The following is a 14,004-nucleotide window of genomic DNA, read 5'->3' as shown; positions in this document are numbered from 1 at the left end:
AAACGGGGCCGGGAGTAACCACTTTTTCATTCCGCAGCCGCTGGGATATGGCGGTGTTCATCAGGGAGGTTGAAAAATGACGCTTTTGGCAGACGAAGTGTTTATGGATCCGGCACGCCTCAATGAGGATTACGATGCACGCGCTACGGTAGGTGTCGACGGCTTTGCCAAAGAAATGGCGCGTTATCGCTCGCAGTCTGAAAAGATGAAACAGGCTTATGGCCTCCATTTTGATATCACCTATTTCCAGAAAAGTGGCCAGGCTCTGGATATTTATGGGCCAACGGTGAATGGAAACGGGCCGCTGCTGCCCGTTTTTCTTTTTATTCACGGGGGATACTGGCGAGCGCTGTCGAAAGCAGATTCCGCGATGATGGCGGGCACATTGGCGGCAAATGGCATTGCCACGGTGGTTATAGATTATCCGCTTGCGCCGGCAGCCGGCATCGGTGACATCGTCCATGCCGTACGCAGTGCGGTGGCGTTCATTTGGCGGCGGGGACATGAGTTTGGGCTGGATCCGCAACGGATCTCGCTGGGTGGCAGCTCTGCTGGTGGCCATTTGCTTGCAACACTATTAGCACCAGGCTGGCATGCTGCCTTTGGCGTGCCGACCGATGTGGTGAAGTTTGCTTTTCCCATCAGCGGGCTTTTTGAACTCGCACCTTTGATGAAGACGCCCGTGCAGGCATGGCTGGCACTCTCCGACACCAGCGTGGCCGATTACAGCCCGATGCGTCACATCCCTGCGCCGGGGTGCCCCATCACCGTTGCCTGGGCTGAAGGCGATCCGCCCGGCTTCAAGCGGCAGTCCGAAGCCTTTGCCGCTTTGTATAAAGCGGCCGGTGCGGAAACGGATCTGCTCGAGGTGCCCCATTGCAACCATTTCGATGTGCTGATGGAGTGGGCTGACCCGACTTCTCTGCTTTCCAGAACGCTGATCTCGGGAATATTCCGCAACCTCTGATCGCCTCCCACTCATTTCTAGAGTTTCGGTTATCGCCGGGTGATTACTGGATGTACGCGGCCATTCATCGCAAGGAAAAGTGAGGCAGGAGCCTCACTGTTCAAGCTGCTGGTTTTGCTCATCATATCTGCGCCGGCAGTCCTGAATAGCCTCCATATTCCCCATAGTCCACTCAAACAGAATAGAGAACGGCCCTTGCAATGACTGGCCGAGCGGCGTCAGCGAATACTCGACGCCGAGCACCCGCCCATCCAAAACCTTGCGGTTCACCATGCCGTTACGCTCCAGCTTGCGCAGCGTCTGGGTGAGCACACGTTGAGTGACGCCATCAAGGCGACGCTTGATCGCATTGAAGCGCCTCGGCTCACGCAGCACCTCCAGCACCATCATTGACCATTTGTCCGCGATCTGGTCGAGAATGATTCGGCTCGGGCAGTCAGCGCGGTAGACAGTTTCATTCGTCTCCATCGGTATCCTCCAGCATCCCTGGGATGCTTCAAGTGCGTAATTGACGCCAGGTATGCAAAGTATACCATTCGATCGGCGGCGCGAAAGTCCAGCGCCGATACCCTGACAAACAAGGACATCGACATGAAAGATACCGATTTCAGCAAACTCAGCTTGTCTCACGCAAAGGGGGTCATGACGATCACCCTCAATAATCCGCCGGTCAACGTGCTTGATGTGGCTTTGATGTCGGAAATCAGCCGCTTACTGCGTGCCGTGCGTGACGACCCGGATACTCGCGTGCTGGTTTTCCAGAGTGCGGATCCGGAGTTCTTCATCGCTCATGTCGACATGACCTTAATCGATGAACCGCACGCTTTCGATGAGCTGGCGCGTAATGCGCCGGAAGGGCTCAACCCGTTCCAGGCATTCGGTGAGTTGCTGCGCAGCCAGCCCCAGGTGACTATCGTTAAGCTTGCCGGGCTGGCGCGTGGGGGCGGCGCAGAATTCGTTGCGGCGGCCGACATGGCTTTTGCCGCCGAAGGGCGGGCAGGGCTGGCCCAATGCGAAGCCTTGATGGGCATTACGCCCGGTGGCGGCGCAACGCAGTACCTGACGAACCGCATGACGCGTGGTCGCGCGCTTGAAGTGGTCCTGGGGGCCGATCTTATCGACGCGGCGACCGCAGAGCGCTATGGCTGGATTAACCGCGCCTTGCCCGCATCCGAACTCGACGACTTTGTCGAACGCCTGGCGCACAACATTGCGGCACTGCCCGAAGGGGTTATCGCGGCGGCCAAGCAGGCGATGCCGGCGGCAGATCTGCGGGAAGGTTTTTATCGTGAGCATGAGGCCTGGGCGGGGCTTTTTGAACGTCCCGCAGCGGAGAGACTCATTCGGGGCGGACTGAAGGCGGGCGCCCAAACCAAGGTAGGTGAGCGCAACCTCGAAGGCCTGCTGCGCAATCTTGGTGCCTAAGCGGCAGTCTCAGCCGCAATCTTGCCGATGCCGGAAATGCAACGTCGGCAGGGTACAGCCCCGAACAGGCCTGGCGCCGGCTAGCAGGATGACCACTGCGACAGCAAGGCATGCAGCTTCGCGGGTTCCAGCGGCTTTCTTAATACCAGATAACCTTCCTGTTCGGCCTCTTGCAAAATGGGGGAGTTGAATTCCCCGCTGACCATGGCGCCGCTGGTGTCCGGCAGGCGTTCGAACAGCGCTTTCAATATATCGAAGCCGCTTTCACCGGAGCGGAGCCGTTGATCGCAAAGTACGGCGAAGGGGGTGAAGCCTGCGTCGATAATCGCAAAAGCCTCCTCGGCGGAAGCGGCGCAACGCACGGTGATCCCCCAGGTACTCATCAAACTCGACCAGGCGGAGGTGACCAGCGGATCATCATCCACCACCAGGCAGGCGCCGCTCAATGACTCATAGCGGGTAGGGATCTGGCTGTGGGTATAGGCGTTGAGGTTTTCTGGCGCTTTGACTTCGCCGGTATAGAGGGCAAAACGCATCCAGAAATGCGATCCCTTGCCCTCCACGGAGCGCATGCCGTATTTCACCTTCATCAATTTGGCGCAGCGGGCCACTACCGCAAGGCCTAACCCATGACCGGCGCTATCGATTTTCCACGCCAGTTCGGGGCGATAGTAGGGGGAGAAGATTTTGCCTTTCTCTTCGTCGGCTATGCCCACGCCGGTGTCCCAGACTTCGATCAGGCATTCTCCCTTTTGTGGGCGGATGGCAATCAATACGCCGCCTTTCTGGGTGTAGCGCAGCGCATTTTGTATCAGGTTAATCAGCGATTGTCGGATGAGCAATTGATCGCCCATCACGGCAATGCGTCGCTTGGGGCGCCATGTCCGCAGGGATAATCCCCGGCTGTTCGCTTCTTCACGGAACAGGGTTATCACCGAGTCAAGCAGGGTTCCAATATCGACATGGGTGGTCGCCGTACTGACGTTGCCGGACTCAATCTTGCTGAGATCGAGCAAAGAATTGAACATCAGGTGCACGGAGCGCACGCTCTGCTGCAGATCCAACAGCTGGGGGGTTAAAGAGGCATCGCGATTTTTATGGATGATGGCCTCGATCAGGAAACCCATGGCATGTACCGGTTGGCGCAAGTCGTGACTGGCGGTGGTCAGAAATTGGTTTTTATCGAGCAGGGCTTGTTCCGCCTCCTCTTTGGCCTGGCGGAATTGCTCCGCAAGGCGAGAGCTCTTCTCTTCGAGACGGGCTTGCTGAATAAAAAACTGATGAGAACTCAATGCGTGGCGGTAGATGGCGAACCCGTAAAGCAGGTTGAGCATCAACACAATGAGCATGACGTCGTTTAAACGCCAAATGATGCCAACGTTAAGCATGCCCCAGCAGGCAAAGAAAAACAGGGTAAAGGTACTGATGATGGGCGTCAAATGGGTCGCGTTCGCCGCGACGATGGCCGCGATGCTGATATTTAATAACAGGAAAAAATCGAAATTATTTATTTGTGGGGTTATTAAATATAATGAGGATATACCTATCCCATGTACGAAGGCGACTTTGTTGATATGTGGGAGCCAGCGGTTAAGAATAACGCCCGCATCCTCTTTCTCCGCTTCGCGTTGATATCTTTGGTGCCATAATCGGATAGCCAAAGCGCAGAATAAATACACTATTATCCAGCTGATTATCGGCCACAGTGGTTCACCCAGTAAATATATCCAAATAGCAAAGGGGATGCCGACGCAGGGCACAGCACTGAAACTAAAGACCAATCGAATAAACGTATTGTTCAATAATCGGATTTGCGCGTGCGACGAAATGCCATCATCTTGTAAAGATTGAAGTAGTTTCATTCGGACGGCCCCTGCCTGCCATGCAGTAACGTAATAGCTTCTACCCGACTGTTTACGCCTATTTTTTTAAGGATATTGCTGATGTGCTCTTTAACCGTAGGTTCGGAAATAGCAAGCTGAGAGGCTATTCTCTTATTGGGGAAGCCGCGCATCATCATGGTCAAAACGTCAATTTGTCGCGGCGTTAAATTGAAGTTTTGAAGATGGTTTTTGGCACTGGAAGCCTCCAATAGATTATCCATAGGAAACCAGCTTTGATTTTCTAACAGCGCAGAAACGGCTTTGGCGAATAATTCTGGCGGCTCATTTTTGAGCACGAAACCATGGCCTCCGGCATCACGTACCTTTTGGCCTATTTCATTATTTTCATCGCCGCTGACCACTAATAATCTTACCTGTGGGTAAAGCTGTCTGATCTCTTTGAGTAATTTTAATGCCGTGCCGTCGGATAACCAAAAGTCGATGACGATTAAACGCGGGGCGCCATTTTCCAGAATATGTCGATAACAACTCTCCTCGTTTGTCATCACGTAGGCGTGTTTAAATCGACAGTGCGTATTCAGGAAATTGGCGATGCCACTTGCCACCAACGGATGGTCATCAACGACCAACGCATAATCCTGCCCCAAGGGTATCTCCTTTTGCTAAAACCTATCAGATTGGTCTGACGACTTGTTATTTTCTACCCTCCCTACTTTAGGAGGGTTTTTTCGGTTAGGAAAGGGAAATATATTATTCAGGGATTTTGATAAGGTAAAACATAAAGCCATTCAGCATTTGGAACTGTTTGGTTACAAAGGACAATTTATGAGAAAACCACTTATCGCATTAACCGTTACGCTTCTGGTAGCTGGCTGTTCCACATTGAAAACCGATCAGGCAATACCGCTGCTGCAGGCGGAAACGGCCAAAATGCTGGGCCTGGGTTCATCGGATGAAATTACCGTCACCAATGTTAATGGTGCCCAACCCGACGCCCTTGGCGGGCAAAAACTTTCTTACCGTGCCACTACGGAGAAAGGACGAATCTTTGACTGTTCCTCGATGATGATGCCGGGTATTTTAGGTTCAGCCCCGTCGTTAAGCACACCAAGCTGTACCCCGGTCGTTACGCATAAATAATTCACCTGACGCGTTTAGCGAGGGTGGATGATCAATACCGATCCGCAGTTCCCATAATTTTGGCATCGAGACGTTAGCGCTGGGGGGCAATAAGCTAGTGTCTCGATGACAAATCAGCCTGTGTTCTCGCAAAACGCGCCGCGCATCCTCTAATGCATTGAGTTTTTCATATAAATAATAACTTTGATGGCATCAAGATAATTGGGCCGGAGAGAAAACATGAAAGATAAAACATCGCATAACTTAGCGGTAAGAAAACCGCTTTCGAAAGTTTACCTCGCACTTTTTTCCGCACCGTTGATATTGATTGGCCCAGCCGACGTGGCGCGTGCCGATGATGCTATTTTTGATGGTGAATCACGTATTACCGAATCTTTGACTTACACCGGGGATGTTTACGTCGGCCGTAATCAAAGCGGAAACCTGTTGATCGATAATGGCCAAATCAATGCCTATAACGTCAATATTGGCCGTCGTGCTAATGGCCAGATATACGAAAGCCTGGTCACGGTCAAAGGGCCGAATGCCGTATTAAATGCGATCAATGACCAATCCGTTATGCACGGCAGTCTGAATCTGGGGCTGGGGACGTTACGGGTAGAAGAGGGCGGATTGGCGACGGCGGAAGAGATTATCGTCGGCACCACCGGGGGGTATGACAGCCATCTTAATGTCAAAGGGGCCGGTTCCCAGGTGATCAGTGAGAGACTCGGTCTCGGCTTCGGACAGGGCGCACGTTCAACCTTGCTGATTGAAGATGGCGGGGTAGTGACCACCACGGCCGCCGCCAGAATCGACAGCGGTTTTCGCCCCGACGAGGCTGACAAGCTCAACCCCAAAGCCACGGTGACCGGCAATAACTCTCTGTGGAATATCACCCAGTCGCTCACCGCCAATGGCGATGTGGACGTGCTGAACGGCGGTGCGGTCAACGTTGGTAGCGCGGAGATTGCCGGTGTTTCAGGCTCAAGAAAAACCGCAGAGCTTTACATCGCCGGCAACGGCTCGCGCTTTACCAGTGCGGGCAATGTCAACGTAGGGGATTATGGCAATGGGGTGCTGTCGGTTGTTGATGGCGGCTCATTCTCTGCCGGCAGCAACGAATTGCGGCTGGGGGATACCGGGTCCGGCTCTAACCGCGGCGCGTTGATTATCGGCAGCCGCGGCAACATGGATACCGGCACCGGCTTGACCGAACCTACGCTCGGCGCGGCGGGTGGTGCGGGTACTGTCGATGCCCAAACGGTGGTCAATCTGCGTGGCGGTTTGTTCGGCAGCTACGTTTACTTTAATCACAACTCAGATAACTACGACTTCCGCAACAAGATGGTCGGCGAAGGCGAAGTCATCAACACGGCCGGCCAGACGACGTTGAGCGGCGACCTGACTCAACTCCAGGCGAATGTCACCGCACGCGGCGGCAAAATCACCATCGCCAGCGACATCAATACGCAGCAAGAAGACAACGTTTTCGATGTGCAGACGCTGAGCGCCGAGAATGACGGCACGCTGATCCTGAACGCCACTGCCGGTTCTGACGTCAGCAATGGCCTGGGTTACAGCAGCACCGCGTCAATCAAAGCCGGCGGGACGCTGGGCGGCAACGGCACCTTGGGGCAGACTGAAATCCAGTCCGGCGGCCATATTTCCCCTGGCGACGGCAACATCGGTACCCTGACGCTGAAACGCTATCTGAATTTCCTGGGTGAATCCTTCTATGACGTCGATATCGCCGGTGATGGCAGCAGCGACAAACTGGTCGTTTCAGGCAAAACCACCATCAGCGATCAGGCCAAGGTGCAGGTGACCGCGTTGGATCCGCAAACCAGCTATCAAACTGGCCAAAGCTATCGCATTTTGACCTCGGATGGTGGGATTGACGGTCGGTTTGCTGAAGCCGTCTCAAAATCTGCATTTTTGGACGTTGCGCTTAACCACAGCACCAACGCCGTGGATCTGACGATTGCACAAAAGGGCGGTAATCCAGGCGAAGGCGGCAACCCAGGCGAAGGCGGTAACCCAGGTGAGGGCGGTAACCCAGGTGAGGGCGGTAACCCAGGTGAGGGCGGCAACCCAGGTGAGGGCGGTAACCCAGGTGAAGGTGGTAACCCAGGCGAGGGCGGCAACCCAGGCGAGGGCGGCAACCCAGGCGAAGGCGGCAAGCCCGGTATTTTCCAGACGGTCGCGCAAAGTAGCAACCAGTGGAATACCGCCGGTGCGCTCTCGACGTTAACGCAAAGCGGTCCTTCGCTGGCCTTGTATAACTCTGTGCTGCTGTTGAGCGCACCGGAAGCGCGCGAGGCGTTCAATCAACTGTCCGGTGAAGTTTATCCGTCCATTCAGTCTAACCTGATCGCCGGCAGTAGCATGCTGCTCAACGTATTGAATCAGCGCATGCTTCGCGTATTTGATAATGATGCGCTGCCTGTTCCACCGATGGCGATGACGTTGGTTCAACCGGCTCAGGCTGAAAATAACGGCGTTTGGGGGCAGACGTTCGGCTCCTGGATGAGAAACAGCGGTAACGATAGCGTTGGTAAATTGGACGGCCACACCAGCGGTTTCCTGTTGGGCGCCGATCGTAAACTCGCTGACCACAGTATCCGCGTTGGGGGATACGTAGGCTATAGCCGTGGCGACTATGATGTCGATAGCCGTCGCTCCAGTTCCGACAGCGATAATTACCACCTGGGTCTGTACGCTGCAGGGCAGCAGGATGCCTTCTCCCTGCGCGGTGCGCTGGGCTATACCTGGCACCGACTCGAAAATGAGCGCAACGTTAATTTCGGCAATTACTCGGATCGGCTCAAGGCGGACTATGACGCAGACTCGCTGCTGGCGTTCACCGAAGCGGGTTACCGTTTTGGTCAGTTGGATGCGAATATCGAGCCATTCGTCAACCTGAGTTATATCCGTTTGCATACCGATAACTTCCAGGAGAAAGGCGGGGCAGCGGCGCTGAGCGTCCGTAATGAAACGATGAATACGTTCTATTCAACGCTGGGCGTGCGGGGATCTACCGAACTGCCGAAAAACGTCAGCCTTTACGGTTCATTAGGCTGGCAGCACGCTTACGGCGATAAAAATACGTCATCGCGCATGGCATTTGCCGGCAGCGACGCATTTATCACGCAGGGACAGGCGGTAGATGACAATCTGCTGGTGGCGGATGTGGGGGTGAGCGTGAAGCTGTCGCGTTCCACTACGTTGGCTCTCGGTTATCAGGGACAGTATGGTTCTGATACCCAGGTCAATTCGGTCAATGCCAATATCAGATGGTCGTTCTGATTCACTGAGGAAAAGGGCCTTTGGTCTTGAGATGTCGTTGGGCAACTTGCAGTTTTACCTGGTTGCCTGGCGATATCTCTGCTCCAGAAAACCTTCACTCCCTGTCGAGACTTTCGCTGACATCAGGCGCTAGCGAAACGGGCAGGCGAACATCCTCGCAAGATGAGTGCTCAATCAGCTTAAACAGCACGTTCTTTTCGTCACCGGTCAAATCTCGCCATTCGCCCAGCGGCAATCCTGTCAAATCGATATTCATAATGCGCACACGCTCAAGTTTGGTGACGTGATAACCAAAGTATTTGCTCATACGGCGGATTTGGCGGTTAAGGCCCTGAACCAGCGTGATGCGAAACATCTGCGGCGCGACTTTCTCCACCCGGCATTTTTTCGTCACCGTATCCAGGATGGGGACACCGGCGCTCATCCCCTGAATAAACGCGTCGGTCAGCGGCTTATCGACGGTAACCAGATACTCTTTTTCGTGGTTATTGCCGGCACGAAGGATCTTATTGACCAGTTCGCCGTGATTGGTCAGGAAAATCAGCCCCTGGGAATCTTTGTCCAGACGGCCTATAGGAAAGGTGCGTTTGTTGTGATTGACGAAATCACCGATGTTATTTTGCACGTGCTTTCCCATGCTGGTGATGATGCCCACCGGCTTGTTCAGCGCGATAAGCACCAAATCTTCCGCATTACGTGGCTCAATCCGCTGGCCGTTAACTTGCACCACGTCCCCGACAAATACCTGAGCGGCCACGGCGGCTACGTTGCCGTTGATGAAAACGTTGCCCTGTTTGATATGACGATCGGCACTGCGGCGTGAACAGATGCCGCTGTCGCTAATGTATTTATTAAGGCGAATGGATGATTGAGTCAGCATGATTTCCCCGTAAAACGCGGACTATACAGTAACCCTTGAGGCCTTGCGAAGGGGCATATGGGGTAATGCGTAAACCGAAAGATCGCCCCCAATAAAATCGTGTGAATAATTTTTGCTCAAGAAATCGAATGAGCGAATCGAACGATTCAGTCGAAAGGTAATGAAAATGCATATTCTGACAGCCAATGAAGCCAAAACCCAGTTTGGCGATTTGCTGCTTAAGGCTCAGCGTGAACCGGTACAAATCACCCGTAATGGCAAGCCCGTTGCGGTGACTGCCGAAGATTACGAGCAAATTGAAGCGATGAAACTCCAACTGTTACAAATGAAGATTCAGCGTTCCCAGCATGATATGGCGATCGGCAATGCCGTTGATGGCGAGACGTTTTTCTCTGAGCTGCTGGAGCAGGCTAAAGGATAAATGGCCAGTTAGCGACTGGCCGGTGAGGCGCAAAGCGATATCCGGGAGATTCGCGACTACATATTGAGCAACTGGGGCATGCAGCAATCCACAGATTACCTTGTAAGACTGCGCCAATGATTAACCAACCTGGCGGAAATACCAGGCATTGGGCTGCATCGAGTCGAGGATCCAGGGAACGGTGTTTATAGCTTTCCCTACCTCAGCCATATGATTTATTACGCTACAGCAAACAGCGAAATTACCATTCTTGCAGTTTTGCACCAAAGCCGCGTTCCAGCCAAACATCTGCCTCAGCGGCTCTAAGGTTCAACTAATGTGATTTTACTCTTCACCCACCTTTACCACCCGGGTATTCAGCGGTGTGAGCGTTTGCCCGACGCTGCCGGTCGGCGTCATGCGCGGGATCGGTTGGCCGCTGTCGCTTTCGACTAAGGTTGAATGCGCCTCTGGCTCGGCAAACAGATGGTCTTCCCCCCATTGGCGCAAGCCGACGATCACCGGGAACAGGGCTCGGCCCTTGTCGGTGAGAATATACTCCTGATAGGCGCTGCCGTCTGAGGCCGGTGCGATCTCCAGAATGCCCTGTGCCACCAGGGTGCGCAGACGGGTGGAAAGGATATTTTTCGCCATCCCCAGCCCCTTTTGGAATTCACTGAAGCGGCGCACGCCGTCGAACGCGTCGCGCACAATCAACAGTGACCACCAGTCGCCAATCACATCCAAAGTGCGTGCCACCGGGCACGGCGCATCTTCCAGGCTTTTACGTTTCACGTTATCCCTCCTGCCACACTATCTGGTTGCATTATAAAACCTCTGCGCGTAATGTCCATTAGGTTTAATAATGAAACCACTTTGGAGAAAACGATGAGTGACAAAACGCTGGATCCGATCTGCGTATCTCAGGCGAGGGGACTGAGTCGGCTGCCGGCTTCGCTGGTGTTGTTGCTGGCCGGCGCCAGCGCTTTTAGCGTGGCTAATGTCTATTACGCCCAGCCGTTGTTGGATGCCATAGCCCAGGAGTTTGCTATCAGCGTGGCGTCGGTGGGTATGGTGATCACCGCCACCCAGCTTGGTTGCGCGTTGGCGCTGGTATTGGTGGTCCCGCTGGGGGATCGCATTAATCGCCATCGGCTGTTAGCGGTACAGCAACTGTTGTTGATTGCCGCATTGTGCATGGTCGGTTGGGCAAACAGCAGCCTGCTTATGCTGATCGGCATGATGCTGGTGGGATTATTGGGCACCGCCATGACACAGGGACTCATCGCTTTTGCCGCCACGCTGGCGGCACCTCATGAGCGTGGGCGGGTCGTGGGGGCGGCGCAGGGCGGTGTGGTGCTGGGTCTGCTATTGGCGAGAACCCTGTCCGGCGCGTTGGCAGACGCAGGAGGTTGGCGCACGGTGTATTTTTTTTCCGCCGGAGTGACGCTGGTCTTGCTGCCGATTCTGGCACGTTTGCTGCCTGCACCGAGCACACCGCCTTCAACGCTTAGCTACACCGCCTTGCTGCGTTCGATGCTGACGCTGTTGCTGCGCGATCGCACGTTGCAAATTCGCGGCATGCTGGCGCTGTTGATGTTTGCGGCATTCAGCATCTTCTGGAGCGCATTGGTGCTGCCGCTGAGTCAGGCACCGTTCAACTTTTCGCATGCGGTGATTGGCGCCTTTGGCCTGGTGGGCGCGGTGGGGGCGCTGGCGGCGGTAAGAGCAGGGCACCTGGCGGACCGCGGCTTGGCGCAGGTGGCGAGCGGCATCTGTCTGATGCTGTTGGTGCTGGCCTGGCTGCCGCTCGGCATGCTGGGTTATGGCCTGGGGTGGTTGATTATCGGCATTGTATTGCTCGATTTGGCAGGCCAAGCCATTCATGTGTTGAATCAGAGCCTGATTTTCAGCGCACATCCGCAGGCGCATAGCCGGTTAGTGGGCGTCTACATGCTGTTCTATGCCATTGGCAGTGGGCTCGGCGCTTTTGCCAGCACTCACGTATTCGCCCTGGCAGGTTGGCAGGGGGTGTGCTGGCTGGGGGCGGGCGTCAGCTTTATTGCCCTGGTGTTCTGGGGGCTGACGCTGCGTGCGATGCCGACGGCGCCGGGAAAATGACGGCGTTCTTGATTCTGCCTGGCCCCTTGCTTAATCCGCAGTAAGAGAGGACCGGAGGGGGGATCTTGCCCAAGGTTGCCAAGATCCCTTCTGTTCTGGGACCGAAGTCACACATAAAATCCAATACCCCCATTGTTTGTCATAATTCACCGCGATACTGTTGTGCAATCTGGTTTAAACCAATTAGGTGTGGATATGGAAAACAGCTCAACCGTTGAATTGGCAAAGGCCAGGTTGAATGACTGGCTGAGCCAGGGGGCAATCGCCCCCGGTGACAAGCTTCCTTCGGAGCGAGAACTGGGAGAATTGCTGAACATCAAACGCATGACGTTACGTCAGGCGCTGTTGTTCCTGGAAAGCGAATCGAGGATTTTCCGCAAGGATCGACGGGGTTGGTTTGCGGCACTGCCGCGTTTTAACTATAACCCCAATTCCTCTACCAGTTTCAAACAGGCGGCTATCGAGCAGGGCCGTTGTCCCTCTTGGGACTATATGACCAAAGAGTGCGTATTGGCAGCTCCGGGGTTTATCAAAGAGTTATTGCAGGTCGACGCGGCGAGCGAGATCTACAAGATTTCTGGTTGGGGAGCGCTGGATAATCACATCGTGTTTTATCACGAAACCTTTATCAGCCCGCGAGTGGCACCCGGTTTTATCGAACGCCTGGGTGAGAACTCGTTTGCCGAGGTCTGGGAACAGGCTTATGGCACTTCCACGCGAACCCGTCATCTGGCCTTTAAACCCACCCGGTTATCCGGAGAGGCCTGCAAGGTGATGGGCGGAAACGCCAGCACGCCTGCGATTTTGGTCGAAAAGCATCGTGCCGATGCCGAACGCCGTATCGTGCAGGTGGATATCGAGCACTGGCGCTTCGAGTCGGTAGATTTCTTTATTAACTTATAGGTGAATATCATGGATCGCTTAACGGCGGAGAAAGTCCTTCTACGGGCGCATAACTTGCCCCTTTACCTGCATGCTTACGCCTTTCATCTCAATATGCGTATGGAGAAGATCCTGCCAGAGGATTTGCTGAGCATCGCCCATCAGCAGCGGTTGCGAGGGGTGAAGGTGCATGTGCTGGATGGGGAAAGTCAGGCGCTTTGCCATGCTGATGATTCCCGGCTGCGCCGTTTTGGCGAACAGGCTCGGCGCTATGGATTGGATATTCATATCGAAACCAGTGCCTCCGACTCACAAACTATCGATCAGGCGGTGAATATCGCGCTGAAATGTGGGGCCAGCTCAGTGCGTTTTTATCCGCGCTATCAGGGCCCTTTGCTAGAGGTGTTGGCGCGCATCGGTACGGATATTCAGTACATCAAACAGCGTTATCAACACAGCGGCCTGAGTTTTACTCTGGAACAGCATGAAGATCTCAAGAGCCATGAATTGGTCGGCCTGGTCCGGGCGGCAGATTTCCCTCAGCTTTCCCTGCTGTTTGATTTCGCCAACATGATTAACGCTAATGAAGAGCCGCTGCCGGCACTGGCGGCAATGAGTGGGGAAATCACCCAAGTGCACATCAAGGACGCAATTATTGTGCGAGAGAACAAGGGGATGGGGCATCGTGCCTGTATTTCCGGACAGGGAGATCTGCCATTCCGAGAACTGTTATTGGGGCTGATCTGTCTGGGTGAAGATCAACCGCAGGTCACCGCCTACGGGCTGGAAGAAGAGGTGGATTATTACGCACCGCCGTTTCGTTTCAGCGACGAAGGGAATAATCCTCCCATTCCATGGCGAGAAATGAGTGAAACAGCGTTACCGGAGCAAGGGTTGGAAGCGCGATTAAAGAAAGAAACTCAGGATGCTTTAAATCAAATTCACTATGTTCGCACCATCATTGACAGTTTAACGCAGCAAGCTCAGGAACTGCTAAATCCGGCATAATATAAAAATAAATCTATAAATCACATATTCTCGCTGATGAGCGATTAAC

General features: G+C 54.2%; 13 protein-coding genes. 8 read left to right on the top strand and 5 right to left on the bottom strand.

All coding sequences use genetic code 11. The features are described from left to right. The first annotated feature begins 76 nt into the window (after nucleotides 1-76). Complete coding sequence (locus EBA31_RS19535; protein ID WP_122080015.1) at nucleotides 77-967, top strand: alpha/beta hydrolase; 891 nt, start codon at nucleotides 77-79, stop codon at nucleotides 965-967. 93 nt (nucleotides 968-1,060) lie between these two features. Here the strand turns inward: EBA31_RS19535 and EBA31_RS19530 are convergent, their stop codons facing one another. Next, complete coding sequence (locus tag EBA31_RS19530) at nucleotides 1,061-1,435, bottom strand: helix-turn-helix domain-containing protein (RefSeq protein ID WP_020828133.1); 375 nt, start codon at nucleotides 1,433-1,435, stop codon at nucleotides 1,061-1,063. Nucleotides 1,436-1,558: 123 nt separating this feature from the next. On the opposite strand from EBA31_RS19530, the gene EBA31_RS19525 reads away from it, so the two are divergent. Continuing rightward, nucleotides 1,559-2,392 carry an enoyl-CoA hydratase/isomerase family protein gene (locus EBA31_RS19525; RefSeq protein ID WP_115058269.1) on the top strand — a complete coding sequence of 278 codons (834 nt, stop codon included), beginning with the start codon at nucleotides 1,559-1,561 and terminating at the stop codon, nucleotides 2,390-2,392. Nucleotides 2,393-2,472: 80 nt separating this feature from the next. Here EBA31_RS19525 and EBA31_RS19520 read toward each other — a convergent pair whose 3' ends face one another. Together EBA31_RS19520 and EBA31_RS19515 are read right to left on the bottom strand one after the other, a co-directional pair. Then, entirely contained in the window at nucleotides 2,473-4,254 is a 1,782-nt protein-coding gene (locus EBA31_RS19520; protein WP_122080014.1) for a hybrid sensor histidine kinase/response regulator, read from the bottom strand. Continuing rightward, nucleotides 4,251-4,883: a response regulator transcription factor gene (locus tag EBA31_RS19515; protein WP_122080013.1), complete on the bottom strand. Its 633-nt coding sequence runs from the start codon at nucleotides 4,881-4,883 to the stop codon at nucleotides 4,251-4,253. The genes EBA31_RS19520 and EBA31_RS19515 overlap by 4 nt, the downstream gene beginning before the upstream one ends. Before the next feature lie 178 nt (nucleotides 4,884-5,061). Between EBA31_RS19515 and EBA31_RS19510 the strand changes: the two genes are divergently transcribed. Then, entirely contained in the window at nucleotides 5,062-5,376 is a 315-nt protein-coding gene (locus tag EBA31_RS19510) for a lipoprotein (protein WP_041414827.1), read from the top strand. Between the two features lie 219 nt (nucleotides 5,377-5,595). Further along, on the top strand, nucleotides 5,596-8,664 hold the full coding sequence (locus EBA31_RS19505) for an autotransporter domain-containing protein (protein WP_122080012.1): 3,069 nt from the start codon (nucleotides 5,596-5,598) through the stop codon (nucleotides 8,662-8,664). Between the two features lie 94 nt (nucleotides 8,665-8,758). Here EBA31_RS19505 and rluF read toward each other — a convergent pair whose 3' ends face one another. After that, complete coding sequence (gene rluF, locus EBA31_RS19500) at nucleotides 8,759-9,544, bottom strand: 23S rRNA pseudouridine(2604) synthase RluF (RefSeq protein ID WP_122080011.1); 786 nt, start codon at nucleotides 9,542-9,544, stop codon at nucleotides 8,759-8,761. A gap of 166 nt (nucleotides 9,545-9,710) precedes the next feature. Between rluF and EBA31_RS19495 the strand changes: the two genes are divergently transcribed. Continuing rightward, nucleotides 9,711-9,965 carry a type II toxin-antitoxin system Phd/YefM family antitoxin gene (locus tag EBA31_RS19495; protein ID WP_122080664.1) on the top strand — a complete coding sequence of 85 codons (255 nt, stop codon included), beginning with the start codon at nucleotides 9,711-9,713 and terminating at the stop codon, nucleotides 9,963-9,965. Nucleotides 9,966-10,289: 324 nt separating this feature from the next. On the opposite strand, the gene EBA31_RS19485 is transcribed toward EBA31_RS19495, so the two are convergent. After that, complete coding sequence (locus tag EBA31_RS19485) at nucleotides 10,290-10,739, bottom strand: helix-turn-helix domain-containing protein (RefSeq protein ID WP_122080010.1); 450 nt, start codon at nucleotides 10,737-10,739, stop codon at nucleotides 10,290-10,292. Nucleotides 10,740-10,832: 93 nt separating this feature from the next. On the opposite strand from EBA31_RS19485, the gene EBA31_RS19480 reads away from it, so the two are divergent. From EBA31_RS19480 to EBA31_RS19470, 3 genes are all read left to right on the top strand, one after another. After that, nucleotides 10,833-12,065: an MFS transporter gene (locus tag EBA31_RS19480; protein WP_122080009.1), complete on the top strand. Its 1,233-nt coding sequence runs from the start codon at nucleotides 10,833-10,835 to the stop codon at nucleotides 12,063-12,065. 195 nt (nucleotides 12,066-12,260) lie between these two features. After that, nucleotides 12,261-12,968 carry a GntR family transcriptional regulator gene (locus tag EBA31_RS19475; RefSeq protein ID WP_046372922.1) on the top strand — a complete coding sequence of 236 codons (708 nt, stop codon included), beginning with the start codon at nucleotides 12,261-12,263 and terminating at the stop codon, nucleotides 12,966-12,968. Nucleotides 12,969-12,977: 9 nt separating this feature from the next. After that, nucleotides 12,978-13,955: a sugar phosphate isomerase/epimerase gene (locus tag EBA31_RS19470; protein ID WP_122080008.1), complete on the top strand. Its 978-nt coding sequence runs from the start codon at nucleotides 12,978-12,980 to the stop codon at nucleotides 13,953-13,955. The last annotated feature ends 49 nt before the right edge of the window (nucleotides 13,956-14,004 follow it).

Origin of the sequence: Serratia sp. P2ACOL2 (genome assembly GCF_003691565.1) — a bacterium.
In the GTDB taxonomy this organism is placed as follows: Bacteria; Pseudomonadota; Gammaproteobacteria; order Enterobacterales; family Enterobacteriaceae; genus Serratia; species Serratia liquefaciens.
The sequence above is the reverse complement of the archived record's forward strand: the minus strand, read 5'-3'. Positions and strand labels throughout refer to the sequence as shown.